Source organism: Streptomyces tauricus (assembly GCF_014650955.1).
GTDB classification, from domain to species: Bacteria; Actinomycetota; Actinomycetes; order Streptomycetales; family Streptomycetaceae; genus Streptomyces; species Streptomyces tauricus.
The window spans coordinates 145,874-161,238 of record NZ_BMVY01000006.1; the positions used below are offsets into that span (position 1 = coordinate 145,874).

At 71.3% G+C, this 15,365-nt stretch carries 14 protein-coding genes; 7 read left to right on the plus strand and 7 right to left on the minus strand.

From position 1 onward, the window contains the following. Positions 1-3 precede the first annotated feature (3 nt). Positions 4-1,416, plus strand: coding sequence for a M1 family metallopeptidase (locus tag IE278_RS12850; protein ID WP_189771785.1), 1,413 nt, complete (start codon positions 4-6; stop codon positions 1,414-1,416). A 65-nt stretch (positions 1,417-1,481) separates the two neighbouring features. Here IE278_RS12850 and IE278_RS12855 read toward each other — a convergent pair whose 3' ends face one another. Together IE278_RS12855 and IE278_RS12860 are read right to left on the minus strand one after the other, a co-directional pair. Then, the gene (locus IE278_RS12855; protein WP_189771787.1) at positions 1,482-2,000 is read right to left on the minus strand and encodes a GNAT family N-acetyltransferase; all 519 of its coding nucleotides are present in this window, start codon (positions 1,998-2,000) and stop codon (positions 1,482-1,484) included. A gap of 447 nt (positions 2,001-2,447) precedes the next feature. Beyond that, complete coding sequence (locus tag IE278_RS12860) at positions 2,448-3,023, minus strand: TerD family protein (protein WP_189771789.1); 576 nt, start codon at positions 3,021-3,023, stop codon at positions 2,448-2,450. A gap of 257 nt (positions 3,024-3,280) precedes the next feature. On the opposite strand from IE278_RS12860, the gene arfB reads away from it, so the two are divergent. Beyond that, complete coding sequence (arfB, locus tag IE278_RS12865; protein ID WP_189771791.1) at positions 3,281-3,709, plus strand: alternative ribosome rescue aminoacyl-tRNA hydrolase ArfB; 429 nt, start codon at positions 3,281-3,283, stop codon at positions 3,707-3,709. Between the two features lie 181 nt (positions 3,710-3,890). Here the strand turns inward: arfB and IE278_RS12870 are convergent, their stop codons facing one another. Further along, entirely contained in the window at positions 3,891-4,454 is a 564-nt protein-coding gene (locus tag IE278_RS12870; protein ID WP_246570287.1) for a flavin reductase family protein, read from the minus strand. 327 nt (positions 4,455-4,781) lie between these two features. On the opposite strand from IE278_RS12870, the gene cdgB reads away from it, so the two are divergent. Both cdgB and IE278_RS12880 read left to right on the plus strand, forming a co-directional pair. Continuing rightward, entirely contained in the window at positions 4,782-6,482 is a 1,701-nt protein-coding gene (cdgB, locus tag IE278_RS12875) for a diguanylate cyclase CdgB (protein WP_189771798.1), read from the plus strand. Positions 6,483-6,600: 118 nt separating this feature from the next. Then, entirely contained in the window at positions 6,601-7,590 is a 990-nt protein-coding gene (locus tag IE278_RS12880; protein WP_189771800.1) for a carbohydrate-binding protein, read from the plus strand. 229 nt (positions 7,591-7,819) lie between these two features. Here IE278_RS12880 and IE278_RS12885 read toward each other — a convergent pair whose 3' ends face one another. The 3 genes from IE278_RS12885 to IE278_RS12895 form a co-directional block, all read right to left on the minus strand. Next, positions 7,820-8,749 (minus strand): 1-phosphofructokinase family hexose kinase, encoded by a 930-nt coding sequence (locus tag IE278_RS12885; RefSeq protein WP_189771803.1) that lies wholly within the window; start codon positions 8,747-8,749, stop codon positions 7,820-7,822. A gap of 118 nt (positions 8,750-8,867) precedes the next feature. Next, on the minus strand, positions 8,868-10,121 hold the full coding sequence (gene nagA / locus IE278_RS12890) for an N-acetylglucosamine-6-phosphate deacetylase (protein ID WP_189771804.1): 1,254 nt from the start codon (positions 10,119-10,121) through the stop codon (positions 8,868-8,870). Further along, entirely contained in the window at positions 10,121-11,071 is a 951-nt protein-coding gene (locus IE278_RS12895) for an ROK family protein (protein ID WP_189771806.1), read from the minus strand. The genes nagA and IE278_RS12895 overlap by 1 nt, the downstream gene beginning before the upstream one ends. Positions 11,072-11,252: 181 nt before the next feature. On the opposite strand from IE278_RS12895, the gene IE278_RS12900 reads away from it, so the two are divergent. From IE278_RS12900 to otsB, 3 genes are all read left to right on the plus strand, one after another. Further along, complete coding sequence (locus tag IE278_RS12900) at positions 11,253-12,518, plus strand: extracellular solute-binding protein (protein ID WP_444546109.1); 1,266 nt, start codon at positions 11,253-11,255, stop codon at positions 12,516-12,518. Positions 12,519-12,692: 174 nt separating this feature from the next. Beyond that, positions 12,693-12,932 carry a DUF3263 domain-containing protein gene (locus tag IE278_RS12905; protein WP_189771810.1) on the plus strand — a complete coding sequence of 80 codons (240 nt, stop codon included), beginning with the start codon at positions 12,693-12,695 and terminating at the stop codon, positions 12,930-12,932. 29 nt (positions 12,933-12,961) lie between these two features. Next, complete coding sequence (otsB, locus tag IE278_RS12910; RefSeq protein ID WP_189771812.1) at positions 12,962-13,819, plus strand: trehalose-phosphatase; 858 nt, start codon at positions 12,962-12,964, stop codon at positions 13,817-13,819. 116 nt (positions 13,820-13,935) lie between these two features. Here the strand turns inward: otsB and IE278_RS12915 are convergent, their stop codons facing one another. Beyond that, positions 13,936-15,345: an alpha,alpha-trehalose-phosphate synthase (UDP-forming) gene (locus tag IE278_RS12915; protein WP_189771814.1), complete on the minus strand. Its 1,410-nt coding sequence runs from the start codon at positions 15,343-15,345 to the stop codon at positions 13,936-13,938. Between the last annotated feature and the right edge of the window lie 20 nt (positions 15,346-15,365).

Below are 15,365 nucleotides of genomic sequence, written 5' to 3' on the forward strand. Positions count from 1 at the left end.
GCCATGCCCCGGTCTGTGCTCTTTGCCCCTGTCGTCGTCCTGCTGGCGTGTGCCGCGACCGGCTGTGACGGGGGTGTGGGGGGTGTGACAGGTGTCGCGGGGGCTCCCGGGGTGCGGGATCCGTACTTCCCCAAGGCGGGGAACGGTGGGTACGACGTCACGCATTACGGGCTCACGCTCGACTACGAGCCCAGGACCAGGCGGCTGGTGGGGAAGGCGGAGATCCGGGCCCGGGCGGAGAAGGACCTCAGCGCGTTCAACCTCGATCTCAAGGGGATGGAGGTGCGGTCCGTCGAGGTGGACGGGAAGCCCGCGCGGTTCAATCGCAGCGGTGATCATGAGCTGACCGTCCGGCCGCGCGAGGATCTGGGCGGCGGGGATTCCTTCGTGGCGGTGGTGCGTTACGAGGGGGTGCCGGAGGTCGTCACCGATCCCGACGGATCGGAGGAGGGGTGGCTGCCCACCGAGGACGGGGCTCTGGGGCTGGGGGAGCCCACCGGGTCCATGGCGTGGTTCCCCGGGAACCATCACCCCGGTGACAAGGCCTCGTACGACATCAGCGTTGCCGTGCCCGAGGGGCTGGAGGCCGTCTCCAACGGGGAGTTGCGTAGGAAGACCGTGAACGGCGGGCGCGCTGTCTTCGACTGGCATGTCGGGGAGCCGATGGCCTCGTACGTGGTGACGGTGGCCGTGGGAAAGTTCGAGATCCGGCGGTCGAAGGCGGGGCGGCTGCCCGTCTATGTGGCCGTCGATCCCGATCAGGCGGCGGCCGGTCGTGAGGTGCTCGACCGGATTCCCGAGATCATGGAGTGGGGCCGGCGGACCTTCGGGCCGTATCCGTTCTCGTCCACGGGCGCGATCGTGGAGCGGGAGGACGACGCGGGGTACGCCCTGGAGACCCAGAACCGGCCCGTGTTCCCCGGTGCGCCCGGGGTGGAGCTTCTCGTGCACGAGCTGGTCCACCAGTGGTACGGGAACTCCGTCACCCCGAAGTCGTGGCGGGACATGTGGCTGAACGAGGGGTTCGCCACGTACGCCGAGTGGCTGTGGGACGAGGACCACGGCGGGGATTCCGTACAGGACGTCTTCGACGCGCTGTACGAGGGCGAGTACTTCGAGAAGAAGGCGGACAGCGAGGCCGTCTGGGCCTTTCCGCCCGCGCGGCCGCCGGATGCCGCGCGGATCTCCGACAGCCCGGTGTACGAGCGGGGCGCCATGGTGCTGCACAAGGTCCGGCAGACGGTCGGCGACGAGGTGTTCTTCGACCTCCTGCGGGGGTGGGCCGCGGGTCGGCGGCATGGCAACGCCGACACGGACGACTTCACCGCCTTCGTGGAGAAGGCGGCGCCGGACGAGGACTTCTCGGGGATCTGGGACGACTGGCTGTACGGGGAGGGGCGGCCCGGGAGTCCCTGAGGGAGCCCCTGGAGTCCCTGACGGGCTGAGGGAGGGGCTGGTGCGGTGGCACGGCTGGAGTCGCGCTACTGGTGCAGGATTTTGCGGATTACCGCGCAGGGGCGACCCAGTTGGCGGTCCTTGCGGTGGCCGATCGTCTCGTAACCGATGGTCGTCCAGAAGGCGAAGGCGCCGGGGTTGTTGTCCAGGGCCGCGAGGCGTACGGCGTCCCGGCCGGCTTCGCGGAAGCGGTCCTCGATGTAGGCCGCCAGCTGCCGTCCGTGGCCCTTGCCCTGGTGGGCCGCGTCGACCAGCAGCAGGCCGATCCAGGGGTCGGGGTCGCCCGGGTCGGGGTGGTGGGCGAGCGTGATCGCGATCGCGACGAGTTGTCCGGCGCTGCGGGCCTGGAGGACCTCCACGTCCGGGTTGGCCAGTTCGTCCGCCAGTGCCTTCGCGACCTGTTCCGGGCGGATGTCGTGGGGGTCGGGGAAGTCGCCGCTGAGGGCGTAGAAGGCGTGGTTCGAGGCGTAGAGGGCGGTGAGTTCGGTGAGGAGGGGGCCCGGGAGGGCGTGGTCCGGGGAGAGGGTCAGGGGTTCGAGGATCACGTCGCGAAGGGTAAGCGCTCCGCTTGGGGTGGGGGCGGTGGGTTTGGGTTCGGGGTCGCTTTTGACTGCGGGTGGGTGGGGGCTGGCCGCGCAGTTCCCCGCGCCCCTTTGGGGCCCGGGCGGGCTGCGGGGGTTGGCTGGTGCGGGTTTGGGGCGGGGCGTCGGGTGTTGTCCGCGGGGCGGTGGGGGCTTGTTGCGCAGTTCCCCGCGCCCCTTCAGTGCTCGCTGGGCCTGAGAGGGCGGGGCGGTGAGGGCTGGCCGCGCAGTTCCCCGCGCCCCTTTGGGGCCCGGGCGGGCTGGGGGGGCCGGGTCAGGAGGGCTGGGCCCGTCGGGGCCCGGGCCCGGGTCGCCGGGGCCGGGGAAGCAGGTGGGGGTCAAGGCCGTAACGCCCGAGGGCCCCGGGCGGCTGTTGCCGGTCCGGGGCCCTCGGGTGTGGTGCGGGGTGGGTCAGACGTTGACGCCGAAGTCCTTGGCGATGCCCGTCAGGCCGGACGCGTAGCCCTGGCCCACCGCGCGGAACTTCCACTCCGCGCCGTTGCGGTACAGCTCGCCGAAGACCATGGCCGTCTCCGTGGCCGCGTCCTCCGAGAGGTCGTAGCGCGCGATCTCGGCGCCGCCGGCCTGGTTCACGATGCGGATGTACGCGTTGCGGACCTGGCCGAAGTTCTGCGAGCGCGTCTCGGCGTCGTAGATGGAGACCGGGAAGACGATCTTGTCGATGTCGGCCGGGAGGCCCGCGAGGTTGACGTTGATGGCCTCGTCGTCGCCCGCGCCTTCACCCGTGCGGTTGTCGCCCGTGTGGACGATCGTCTGGTCCGGGGTCTGCTTGTTGTTGAAGAAGATGAAGTGGGCGTCCGAGTAGACCTTGCCCTCGGGGTTGACCGCGATGGCCGAGGCGTCCAGGTCGAAGTCGGTTCCCGTGGTGGAGCGGACGTCCCAGCCGAGGCCCACGGTGACGGCGGTCAGGCCCGGAGCCTCCTTGGTCAGCGAGACGTTGCCACCCTTGGACAGGCTTACAGCCATGGTTGGGAGTCCTTCCCTCGTTATCAGTACGTACGGGTCGTGCGGTGCTGCGCGGCGGGCTTCGTACGGGACGAAGCTACCGCCATCCCTAAGAACGCCGATGGGGGTCCCCAGGGTTCCGCTCCCCTTTACTTTCTTTACCTGGGGGGCAGGAGGGCGCGTCTCGTGGGCTGGGGCGCGGGGCCGGCGTAGGGCCGTGGCCGTTCGGTGGCGAAAAGCTGGTGACGTGGACCGGACAGACAAGGGACCATGGGTCCATGTCCGGTCCCTACGTCATCCGTGGCTCCGTCTCGCTGCCCGAGGCCGAGCTGATGTGGCGTTTCTCGCGTTCCTCCGGGCCGGGCGGCCAGCACGTCAACACGACCGACTCGCAGGTCGAACTGCGCTTCGACCTCGCGAAGACGGAGTCGCTGCCGCCGGTGTGGAAGGAGCGGGCACTCGCCAAGCTCGCCGACCGGCTGGTCGACGGGGTCGTCGCCGTGCGCGCCTCCGAGCACCGGTCCCAGTGGCGCAACCGGGAGACGGCGGCCGTGCGGCTCGCCTCCCTGCTCGCCGAGGCGAGCGCCCCGCCGCCCAGGCCCCGCCGGGCCACGCGTATTCCGCGCGGCATCAATGAGCGTCGGCTTCGCGAGAAGAAACAGCGGGGCGACACGAAGCGCGGGCGTTCCGGGCGCGACTGGGGATGAGGGAAAGGGCCGTCGGGCGGGCCCGGCACTTCTCCGCCCCGACCGCTCCGTTCGTAATGCCGTAGCGCCCCGCGCGGGTTTTCTGACGGCGAAAGACAAGCCTCGGGACAAGTGCGGCGCGCACCCGCCCGACTTCACAGTCGTACACGGTCGGACCTTTGTCGGAGTTCCCGATTCGGCGCTAGCCCAACTGCCGGTAACGGCCCCGGAAATACGTGAGCGGTCCGCCGTCGGCGCCCGGCAGCGAGGACGTCAGCACCCGGCCGATGACCAGGGTGTGATCGCCCGCGGTGACCCGCTGCTCGGTGCGGCATTCCAGGGTCGCCAGGGCGCCGTCGAGCAGCGGCGCACCGGACACCTTCCCGCTGACGTACGGCACGTCCGCGAAGAGCAGGCGGTCCGAGATGCGGTTCTTCATGGCGAAGCGGCTCGCGACGGAACTCTGGCTCTCGGCCAGCAGGGAGACCGCCCACAGGGGCTGCTCGTCGAGCAGGTCGTCCATGCGGGAGCCCTCGCGCAGGCCGATGAGGACCAGGGGCGGGTCCAGGGACACGGACATGAAGGAGGTCGCCGTCATGCCGACGTCCTCGCCGCTCGGGGCGTCGGGGTCGGTCTGCGGCTCGTGCGCGGTCACCAGGACCACGCCGGCGGCCAGCCGGGACATGGCCGCGCGGAACTCGTCGTTGCTCACCCCCACAGCATGCACGGGCGGGGCGGGCGGAGCGGCGGAGGGAGTGTTCAGCACACGAAGACGCTATTCTCCGCCGTCGGTGGACACATCCGACCAACGTCCGAACCGGGTCCTAGGACTGAAGTGGGAGTGTGACTCGGATCTCTTACCAGGCGCGCGCACATGTTCCACAAATTTGCGTTCAGTAAACGCACCGCGAAAACACAGAAACTCTACTCAATTGTTCATCTTCACCTGTGACTTGAGTCACAGGTGCCATATTTTGTTGACCCTGTGTACCGAGTGGGCAGCGCGCTGTGATTCAGTGGCGGGGAAGCTGGCAGGGAGTAGGCGGGGAGTAGAGCCCTGGAGTTGCTGTCGAGGTCTTCGAGGGGAGGGCGAATGGAGACCGAGTCGGAGCCGTACGTCCGCCTTGCGACCCTGCGGCAGCTGCACACGGTCATGGCGGACATGAACACGGCCCGCAGTCTGGCCGACACGCTGCAGACCGTGGCCGACGGCGTCGTCAACGGCCTCGGCTACGAACTGGCCTGCGTCAACCTCGTCCGACCCGACGGCGACCTGGTGGTCGCCGCCCTCGCCGGGAACTCCGCCGCCGAAGCGCTCATCACCGGCCGCACGGGCTCCCGCGAGTCCTGGGAGCGCCGGCTGAACATGGGCGAGGCGTGGGGCGACCTGCGGTTCATACCGCACACCGAGGGCTGGGTCCTCGACGAGGACGACGTCCCGCAGTGGTACACCGACGGACCCGAACCGCGCTTCGAGGACGAGTGGCACCCCGCCGACCGGCTCTTCGCCCCCATGTACACCCCGAGCGTCCCGGGCGGCTCCTGCGGCGAGCTGATAGGCGTCCTGTCCGTGGACCGTCCGCGCAACGGACGGCGTCCGGGCGCGTGGGGCCGCGAGGCCCTGCAGATGTACGCGTTCCAGGCCGCCATCGCCATCAGCAACGCGCGGCTGCGCGCCAACATGCAGCGTGCGCTGGTCCGCCTGGAGCGCGAGCAGCAGGCACTGCGGGCCAGTGAGGAAAGCTTCCGGCAGGCCTTCGAGTACGCGCCCTCCGGCATGGCCGTCGCCGAGATGGGCGGCGACCAGCACGGCCGGATCCTGCGCACGAACGACGCGCTGTGCCGGCTGCTGGGCCGCCCCGCCTCCTCGATGCGCCGCTACTCGTTCTCCGACCTCGTCCACCCCGAGGACATCGGCACCCTGCTGCGGACCTCAGCCGAGGGCGGGCGCGCCGAGCTGAGGCTCTGTCGCCGCGACGGTACGTACGTGTGGGTGTCGCTGCGCAACAGCGTGGTCGCGGACGCCGCCGACGGGCCGCGCTTCCTGCTCACCCACGTCGAGGACATCGAGGAGCGCAAGCGCCGTGAGCTGCAGCTCGCCCACCGCGCCTCCCACGACTCGCTGACCGGCCTGCCGAACTCCGCGGAGCTGCGCTCCCGGCTCGCCGCCCGGCTGTGCGCGCGCCCCACGGCGACGGAACCCGGCGTGGTCGACACGATCGACGCGGCGTACGGGGAAGTGGTGGCCGCGCGCAACGCGAGCGCCAACGGGTACGACGTGAACGCCTACGACGTCAACGGGCACGGCTTCGACTACCGGCCGGTCCCGGACGCCCTGGGCGCGTACGACCACCATGTGCACACCGTCACACCCGAGGGGGAGCGGGACGACGGCACGAAGGGACTCGCGGTCCTCTTCTGCGACCTCGACGGCTTCAAGTCGATCAACGACCGCTTCGGGCACAACGCCGGTGACTACGTCCTGATCGAGGTGGCCCGCAGGCTGGGCGGTGCCGTGCGCGACGGGGACACGGTCGCCCGGCTCGGCGGCGACGAGTTCGTGGTGCTCGCCGACGGGCTCGGCCGGGCCGACGCGGAGGACCTCGCGGTGCGGCTGCGCAACGAGATAATCCAGCCCATCAGGGTCGACGGACGGGCCATGCGGGTCGGCGCCAGCTTCGGCATCGGGTGGGCGCACTGCGGCATGACGGCGGACGAGGTCTTGCAGTCCGCTGACGAGCGGATGTACGTAGAGAAACGTTCTCGTCCCAAAGCGCACAGGCGTGCCGGCTGATCCGCAGGTCAGCGCTGCCGTGCGAGCTGAGTCACCCGTTTGGGGCACCGGGACCGGGTAGGCTCGCCTTTCGATCCCCCGTACCGCATCTGTACCGCACCCGCTAGGAGACCAAGGGATGACGCCCGGCAACAACGGCGCGAGCACGCCCGAGGACGACGACCCGTTCGGCTATCTGTACGAGGACGGGAAGGCCGCCGGAGCCCAGCCGCCGAGCGGCGGTGGTGGTTACGGCTACCCCGGCTCGGTCAACCGGGTGCGTCCGGTCGGTGAGCGCCAGTACGGCCAGTCGGCCGCGCAGGCCGCTCCCACCGCGCAGTACGGGCAGGTGCCGCAGCAGCAGGGCACGTACGGGCAGCAGGGGCAGTACGGGCAGCCGAACGCGAACGCGAACTACGCCACGTCCGAGAACTTCTCCGGTGGCGCGCCCACCTCGCACCAGCAGACGCACGGCGGCCGGGGCGGTGGCGGCCGGGGCCGCGGGCCCAACACCAAGGGTCTGCTGATCGGCGCCGTCGCCGTGGTCGCGGCCGTGGTGATCGGCATCGCCATCGCGATGACGGGCGGGGACTCGGACGACGACAAGGGCGGCGACGACACCGCGGGTCCGACCGCGTCGGCCGGCCAGAGCGCCGAGCCGAGCGAGACGTCCACCAAGGACGCCGCGGAGCCGGCCGAACTGCCCGAGATCGACGCGAAGGCCCTGAAGCTCGGCGCCGGTGTGACGACCGCCTCGGACATCGACGGCGCGACCGCGGCGGGCGGTATCTACGTGACCGGCCTCAACCAGGTCGGCGCCGAGGTCACCTGGACCGTCAACGGCATCCCGAAGGCCGGCGCGTACACCCTCTTCACGAAGTACAGCGTCCCCGGCAAGGACGCGAAGATGACGCTCACCGTGAACGGCAAGGAGTTCGGCACCAAGCTGAACCTGGGCAACTTCGCCCAGGCCAAGGAGAACGAGTGGGACAAGGGCTGGACGGAGACCTACTCCTACCCCACCCTCACCAAGGGCACCAACACGATCTCCATCTCCTGCCAGCAGGGCGACACCTGCGACATCCTCCTGGACCAGCTTCGGCTGAAGGCGGGCCAGGTCAAGAACTGAGCGTTGATTCGGGCCTTCCACTTGCCGTGGTGGTCGGGTGCGGGTCCGGTGGGGGCCGTTCGCGCAGTTCCTCGCACCCCTTGGGGGCTGCGCCCCCTGAAAGACAAAAGATTGCGCCGTTCCCCGCGCCCCTGATGGGGGCGCGGGGAACGGCGCAATCTTTTAGGGGCGCGGGGAACTGCGCGAACAGCCCTCACCGGCCGGCACACGACGGACGACCCGCGGAGCGCTAGGCCGCGGTTGGCTGGCCCGTCACAGATACTCGGGCCAGCAGCTCTTCGTAAGCGGGGCGGTCGAATTCGCCGGCTGTCGGCGCCAGCACCGTCGCCGCGGACAGCGCGACCGCCCGGGCCAGCCGCTCCGGCCACGGCAGTTTCTCCACCAGCCCCGACAGCAGCCCCGCGACAGCGGAGTCCCCCGCGCCCGTCGGGTTCCCGCGGACCGGCCGGGGCGGGGCCGCCCGCCAGTCACCCTCGGGTGTGCGGGCGAGCAGCCCCTCCGCGCCGAGGGACGCCACCACCGCGTGCGCCCCACGCCGCCGCGCGTCACGCGTGGCCTGCGAGGGGTCGTGCGAGCCGGTCAGCTCGGCCAGTTCGTCCGCGTTCGGCTTGACGATGTCGGGACGGGCCGCGATCCCCCGCCGCAACGGCTCCCCGCTCGTGTCGAGCAGCACCGGAATCGCCAACGCGCGCGCGGTACGCACAAGTTGGGCGTACGCCCCGACCGGCACCCCCGGCGGCAGGCTCCCGCACAGGGCGACCGCGGACGAGGACCGCAGCAGGACCTCGTACGCCTCCTGGAAGTCCGCCCACTCCGCGGGGGTGATCTCCGGGCCCGGTTCGTTGAGTTGAGTCGTGTCACCGGTCGTCGTGTCGGCCACCGCGATCGTGCGGCGGGTCGAGCCGCTCACCGGGACCAGCGCGTCGACGACATCCGGCGTCCGGGTGAGCAGGCCCCGCAGGGCCCGCCCGGTGACGCCGCCCACGAAGCCCGTCACGGTCACCTCGTGGCCGAGGGCCGCGAGTACCCGGGCCACGTTCAGGCCCTTCCCGCCGGGCCGTTCGGTCACCTCGTCGACCCGGTGGGACGTGTGGGGCCGCAACTCCCGTACGCGGTACGTGATGTCGAGAGCGGTGTTCAGCGTGACCGTGAGAATCACCTGGGCCTGCCTCCCTCGATGTGGACGCGCCCGCCTGGTGTGCGTGCGTGTGCCACGGGTGTGCTCGTGCGAAAGTCCGATCATGCCAAAGGCAACGGCTGTCGGCCCAGCCCCCGGCTCAGGCGGTCTGAGGTTCGACCAGCCATTCGCCGCGGCGCATCACGCCCTTGACCTCGAAACCGGAGTCCAGGACCACCAGGTCGGCGTCCTTGCCCGGCTCCAGCGAACCCACCCGGTCGTACAGGCCCAACTGCCGTGCCGGATTGGCGGAGATGGCCGCGACGACGTCCTCGACGGGCAGCCGGTCCACGGTCACCGCGCGCTTGAAGGCCCGGTCCAGGGTGAGCGTGGAGCCCGCGATCGAGCCGCCCTCCACCAGACGCGCCACGCCGTCCGCGACCTCGACCTCCAGCGGGCCGAGCATGTAGCGGCCGTCGCCGAAGCCCGCCGCGTCCATCGCGTCCGTGATGAACGCCACCCGCCCGCCGCCGGCGTGATGGAACGCCAGCTGGAGCGAGGCCGGGTGCAGGTGCACGCCGTCGTTGATCAGCTCGACGGTGATCCGCTCGTCCTCCAGGAGGGCCGCGATCGGGCCCGGGGTGCGGTGGCCGAGTACGGGCATCGCGTTGAACAGGTGCGTCGCCACGGTCGCGCCCGCGTCGATGGCCTCCACCGTCTGCTCGTACGTGGCGTCCGTGTGCCCGATCGCCGCGATGACGCCGTGCTCGACGAGAAGGCGTACGGAGTCGATGCCGCCCGGCAGCTCGGTGGCGAGGGTGACCATCCGGGCCTGGCCGCGCGCCGCGTCGATCAGTTTGCGGACCTCCGCCGGGTCGGGGTCGCGCAGCAGCTTCTCGGAGTGCGCTCCCTTGCGGCACGGGGAGATGAACGGGCCCTCGAAGTGGACGCCCGCGATGTCGCCCTGCTCGGCCAGCTCGGAGAGCAGCCCCGCGCGCTGGGCCAGGCCGTCCATGTCGCCGGTGACCGTGGAGGCGACGAGGGTCGTCGTGCCGTGCGCGCGGTGGGTGCGGATGCCCTGGAGGATCTCCTCGACCGTGCCCGAGGTGAACGAGGCTCCGCCACCGCCGTGGTTGTGCATGTCGACGAAGCCGGGCACCAGGTAGTGGCCCGAGAGGTCCTTGCGGGGGGCGCCCTCGGGAGCGCTCCCGGCGATGCGGGTGCCGTCGACGATCACGCGGCCGTTGGGCACGGTGCCTGTGGGGAGAACTACGTTCGCTCCGGTGAGGACGGTGACCTGCGGGCCGGTGGCGGCCGGGCGCGCCCTCGCGGCGGAGCCGCATGATGTCTCGGCCCGCGCCCCGTCGGGGGCGCCCTGGTGTACCCCGTCCGGAGAAGTGCGCTCAGTGGTCATCAGGCGGATACCTCCGAAGCGGGGTGGGTGGGGGTGGCGAGCAGGTCCCAGGCGAGGAGGCCCGCGCCGAGGCAGCCGGCCGTGTCCCCCAGTGCGGCGGGGACGATGGACGGCAGTTTCTGGAAGGTGACGCGCCGCTCGACCGCGGCCCGCAGTGGTGTGAACAAGGTTTCCCCCGCCTCGGCGAGACCGCCACCGATGATCAGGACGCGGGGGTCCAGCAGAGTGAGCGCGGTGACGAGTCCGTCGGCGAGCGCGTCCACGGCGTCCTGCCAGACCGCCCGCGCCCGGGCGTCGCCGGACTCGACGGCCTTCGCGCAGTCCGCCGCGTCCGCGTCCCGGTCGCCCGTGGCCCTGGCCCACGCCTCGCTGACCGCCGCCGCCGACGCGTACCGCTCCAGGCAGCCGTGCTGCCCGCACGGACAGGGGGCGCCTCCGGGGCGTACGACGACATGGCCGATCTCGCCCGCGAAACCGTGCGCGCCCGCCTCCACCCGGCCGTCGATGCCGATCGCGCCCGCGATGCCCGTGCCCAGCGGTACGAACAGGAAGCGGTCCGCGCCCCGGCCGGCGCCGATGCGGCCCTCGGCGAGGCCACCGGTGCGTACGTCGTGGCCGAGGGCGACCGGCACCCCGTCCAGCCGTTCGCTGAGCAGGTTCCGCAGCGGTACGTCGCGCCAGCCGAGGTTGGCCGCGTAGGCGGCGATGCCGCGGTCGGCGTCCACGATGCCGGGGACGGCGACGCCCGCCGCCGCCGCGGGCTCCCCGAAGTGGTCCTCGCCGTGCGCACGCAGGTCGGCGGCGAAGGCGAGGATCGACTCGACGACGGAGTCCGGGCCGCGCTCGCGGCCCGTCGAACGGCGGGCCTGGTGCAGCAGCTCGCCGTCCGCCCCCACGAGGGCGGCCTTCATTCCGGTGCCGCCCACATCCAGGGCGATGACGTGTCTCACACGTACAGTGTCGCCCCTTACCCCGTGAGAGGTCTAGTCCACTTACGTGGTGTAGACCTTAGAGCGAAAATTGCGAATCGAAAGTTTGGGATCGCATGAGCGAATCGGTGCGCGCGCGGGTACTTGGGCCCGCGGACGCGCGGACGCGTTCATGGGGCGAACAGGGTTGGGGACGGCAGTAGTGCAGCGGCGAGTGACAAGTCTGATCGCGGTGGCGTCCGCACTGGGTGTGACCGCGGCCCTCGGAGGCTGCGGCAGCTCCGCCGGGTCGGGGGACGTCACGCTGAAACTCGTGGCGGCCGACTACGGCGACTCCAAGGCGAACAGCTCCCAGAAGTACTGGGACAAGCTGACCCGGGCCTACGAGGCGAAGCACCCCGGCGTCGACGTCCAGGTCAGCGTCTACTCCTGGAACGACGTGGACGCCAAGGTCAAGGCGATGGTCGACGCGGGCGACCCGCCCGACCTGGCGCAGATCGGCGCGTACGCCGACTACGCCGACGCGGGCGAGCTCTACCGCGCGGGCGACGTGCTCTCCATAGACACCCAGGCGGACTTCGTGTCGCAGCTGTCCGCGGCGGGGGAGATAAACCGGACGCAGTACGGCATGCCGTTCGCCTCCTCCACCCGGCTGCTCTTCTACAACAAGACCCTCTTCGCCGACGCCGGCCTCACCCCGCCGGAGAGCTGGAGCGACCTCGCCTCCGACGCGGCGGCCCTCAAGGCCAAGGGCGTGAAGTACCCGTACGCGCTGCCGCTCGGGCCGGAGGAGGCGCAGGCCGAGACCATGATGTGGCTGCTCAGCGGCGGTGACGGATACACCGACACGGTCGGCTCCTACAGCCTCGACTCCCCGCAGAACGTCGACACCTTCACCTGGCTGAAGGAGAAGCTCGTCGACAAGGGGCTCACCGGGCCGGTCGCGCCCGGGAAGCTCAACCGGGCCGACGCCTTCGCGGCGTTCACGCGCGGCGAGGTCGGCATGCTGAACGGCCACCCCACGCTGATGAAGGCCGCCGCCGCGAAGGGCGTGAAGTTCGGCATGGTGCCGATGCCCGGCGCCAAGGGGCGCTCCAAGGCCACCATGGGTGTCGCCGACTGGATGATGGCGTTCAAGAAGAACGGGCACGCGGAGCAGATCGGGGACTTCCTCGACTACGTGTACAGCGACAAGAACGTCCTCGAGTTCTCCCACGAGTACGACCTGCTGCCCGTGACGACGTCCGCGTCCGAGGCGATGGCCCTCGACAAGGACGACGCGGACCTCGTCGACTTCCTCGGCGAACTGCCCAACGCGGAGCTGTATCCCGTCGGGCAGACGTCCTGGGCGGCGGTCAGCGCGGAGATCAAGCGGCAGATCGGGCAGGCGGTGAGCCCGGAGGGGCGGCCGGCGGCTGTGCTGGGGCAGTTGCAGCGGGCCGCTTCCGCGGCGCAGAACGCGGGGTGACTCCGTCGGTTGGCGGGGGTGGGGCGGCGAGTGCTTGTTGCGCCGTTCCCCGCGCCCCTCAAGGCGGAAAGACTGCGCCGTTCCCCGCGCCCCCAAAGGCGAAAGGCGAAAGATTGCGCCGTTCCCCGCGCTCCTGAAACCCGCGGCCCTTGGGGTGGGGGTTAGCGTGGGGGGATGGGTGATGTGGGGTTGAGTGCGCAGGAGCGGGGGGTGCTTGCTCTGGAGGCGCGGGGGTGGGAGTCGCCCGGGGCCAAGGAGCGGGCCATCCGGGAGGAGCTGGGGATTGCCCCGGTTCGTTACTACCAGTTGCTGAATGCCCTCCTGGACGCGCCGCGGGCCCTCGCGCACGACCCCGTGACGGTCAACCGTTTGCGGCGCGTTCGTGAGGTACGCAGGACTCAGCGGGAGGCGTAAGACGCCACCTCGGCGGATAGGGTCGAAACATGGCCAGTCACCCCGACTCATCGTCGTTGCCGAGCCCCACGACCACGGCGGGCCGGGACGGCCTCGCCGCCATCCTCGCGCGGTCCCACAAGGCCGTCCTCGCCTTCGACTTCGACGGCACGCTCGCGCCGATCGTCCCCGACCCCGAGCAGGCCCGCGCCCACCCGGACGCCGTACCCGCCCTGGCGGCGCTGGCCCCGAAGGTGGCGTCGGTGGCCGTCGTCACCGGGCGGCCCGCGTCGGTCGCCGTGCGGTACGGCGGCTTCGGGGGAGTTCCCGGCCTCGACCACCTCGTCGTGCTGGGCCATTACGGGGCCGAGCGCTGGGACGCGGTCACCGGTACGGTCCGGGCCCCCGCGCCGCACCCCGGTGTCGCCGCCGCCCGCGCCGAACTGCCCGGCTTCCTCGACGGCATCGGCGCCTGGCAGGGCAGCTGGATCGAGGAGAAGGGCCGGGCCGTCGCGGTCCACACCCGCCGCGCCCAGGACCCCCAGGCCGCCTTCGAGGCACTGCGCGAACCGCTGGCCCGGCTGGCCCACAAGCACGGCCTGATCGTCGAACCGGGGCGGCTGGTCCTGGAGTTGCGTCCGGCGGGCATGGACAAGGGCGTCGCCCTCGGCGAGTACGTGCGTGAGGTCGGCGCCGAGTCGGTCATGTACTGCGGTGACGACCTCGGCGACCTGCCGGCCTTCGCCGCCGTGGAGAAGCTCCGTTCCGACGGCATCCCGGGCCTCCTGGTCTGCAGCGGCAGCACAGAGGTGACCGAACTCGCCGACCGCTCCGACCTGGTGGTGGCCGGCCCGGAGGGGGTCGCACACCTACTGACGACCCTGGCCAACCGCCTCCAGGGGGCGTAGCCCCTTCAAGGGGCGCGGGGAACTGCGCAGTCTTGTCGCTTTTGAGGGGCGCGGGGAACTGCGCGGCCGGCCCCACCGGCCCGCAGCTCCGGCCGACCTCGCGTCAGCGAACGCAGCTACGAGCGCAGCGCGTGCAGCTGGTCCAGGAACCACTGCGCCGGAGGCAGCGCGGTAGCCGCCGCGGCCAGCCGCTTCGTCCGCTCCGCCCGCTCCCCCAGGGGAACCGTCAACGCCTCGTGCAACGCCCCCGCGGTGCCCGACACGTCGTACGGGTTCACCACGATCGCGTCCTCGCCCAGCTCCTCGTACGCCCCCGCCTCCCGCGACAGCACCAGCACGCAGCCGTCGTCGGACACGACCGGCACCTCCTTCGCGACGAGGTTCATACCGTCGCGGATGGGGTTCACGAGGGCCACGTCGGCCAGCCGGTACGCCGCCAGTGAGCGCGCGAAGTCGTCCTTCACGTGCAGCACGACCGGGGTCCAGCCGGCCGTCCCGTACACGGAGTTGATCTCGTCGGCGACCCGCTGCACCTCGGCCGTGTAGTCGCGGTACACCGCGAGGTCCTGGCGCGACGGGTACGCGAACGCCACGTGCACCACCCGCTCGTGCCACTCGGGCCGGTCGTCCAGCAGCTGCCGGTACGCCAGCAGTCCGCGCACGATGTTCTTGGACAGCTCGGTGCGGTCCACCCGCACGACGGTCTTGCGGGGGCTGCCGTCGGGCGCGGTGCCGATCTGCTCGCGCAGCGCGGCCATCCGCTCGTCGACGTCCTCGCGGTGCGAGCGCTCGCGCAGGAAGTCCGCGTCGGCGCCGAGGCCGTGCACGCCGATGCGGGTGTCCGGGTCGAAGTCGTTCCCGAGGACGGTCCGACAGCACTCCGTGAACGCGTCCGCCCACCGCCGGGTGAGGAACGCGGCCCGGTCGGCGCCGAGGATCCCGTCGAGGACCTTCGCCGCGATGTCGTCCGGGAGGAGACGGAAGTAGTCCGGCGGGGCCCACGGGGTGTGCGAGAAGTGCCCGATGCGCAGGTCGGGACGGAGTTCGCGGAGCATCCGCGGCACGAGGGTGAGGTGGTAGTCCTGTACGAGGACCGCGGCGCCGTCCGCCGCCTCCTCGGCCAGTGCGTCGGCGAAGGCCTGGTTGTACGTCTCGTAGGCCGCCCACTGGCGCCGGAACTCCGCGTCGAAGACGGGTTCCAGGGGGGTCTGGTAGAGCATGTGGTGGACGAACCACAGCGCGGAGTTCGCGATGCCGTTGTAGGCGGCGGCGTGGGTGTCGGCGTCGATGTCGAGCATCCGGACGCCGTCCTCGCCGACGCCGCGCCGTACGGCCTCGCGGTCGCCGTCGGTGAGGGCCGAGCAGACCCACAGGGCGCCGGCGTCGGGGCCGATCGCGGAGAGGCCCGACACGAGTCCGCCTCCGCCGCGCTTGGCCGTGAGCTCGCCGGACTCGTCCTTCGTGTACGAGACCGGGCCGCGGTTGGACGCGACGAGGACGGGGTGTGTGCCGTGGGTGGAAGCCATGACTCGAAATCTAGCCGCAG

Coding starts and splice junctions, on each gene's coding strand:
- arfB (WP_189771791.1), top strand. CDS start 3,281: ATGTCCGGTCCCTACGTCATCCGTGGCTCCGTCTCGCTGCCCGAGGCC.
- IE278_RS12915 (WP_189771814.1), bottom strand. CDS start 15,345: ATGGCTTCCACCCACGGCACACACCCCGTCCTCGTCGCGTCCAACCGC.
- IE278_RS12880 (WP_189771800.1), top strand. CDS start 6,601: ATGACGCCCGGCAACAACGGCGCGAGCACGCCCGAGGACGACGACCCG.
- cdgB (WP_189771798.1), top strand. CDS start 4,782: ATGGAGACCGAGTCGGAGCCGTACGTCCGCCTTGCGACCCTGCGGCAG.
- IE278_RS12905 (WP_189771810.1), top strand. CDS start 12,693: ATGGGTGATGTGGGGTTGAGTGCGCAGGAGCGGGGGGTGCTTGCTCTG.
- otsB (WP_189771812.1), top strand. CDS start 12,962: ATGGCCAGTCACCCCGACTCATCGTCGTTGCCGAGCCCCACGACCACG.
- IE278_RS12850 (WP_189771785.1), top strand. CDS start 4: ATGCCCCGGTCTGTGCTCTTTGCCCCTGTCGTCGTCCTGCTGGCGTGT.
- IE278_RS12860 (WP_189771789.1), bottom strand. CDS start 3,023: ATGGCTGTAAGCCTGTCCAAGGGTGGCAACGTCTCGCTGACCAAGGAG.
- nagA (WP_189771804.1), bottom strand. CDS start 10,121: ATGACCACTGAGCGCACTTCTCCGGACGGGGTACACCAGGGCGCCCCC.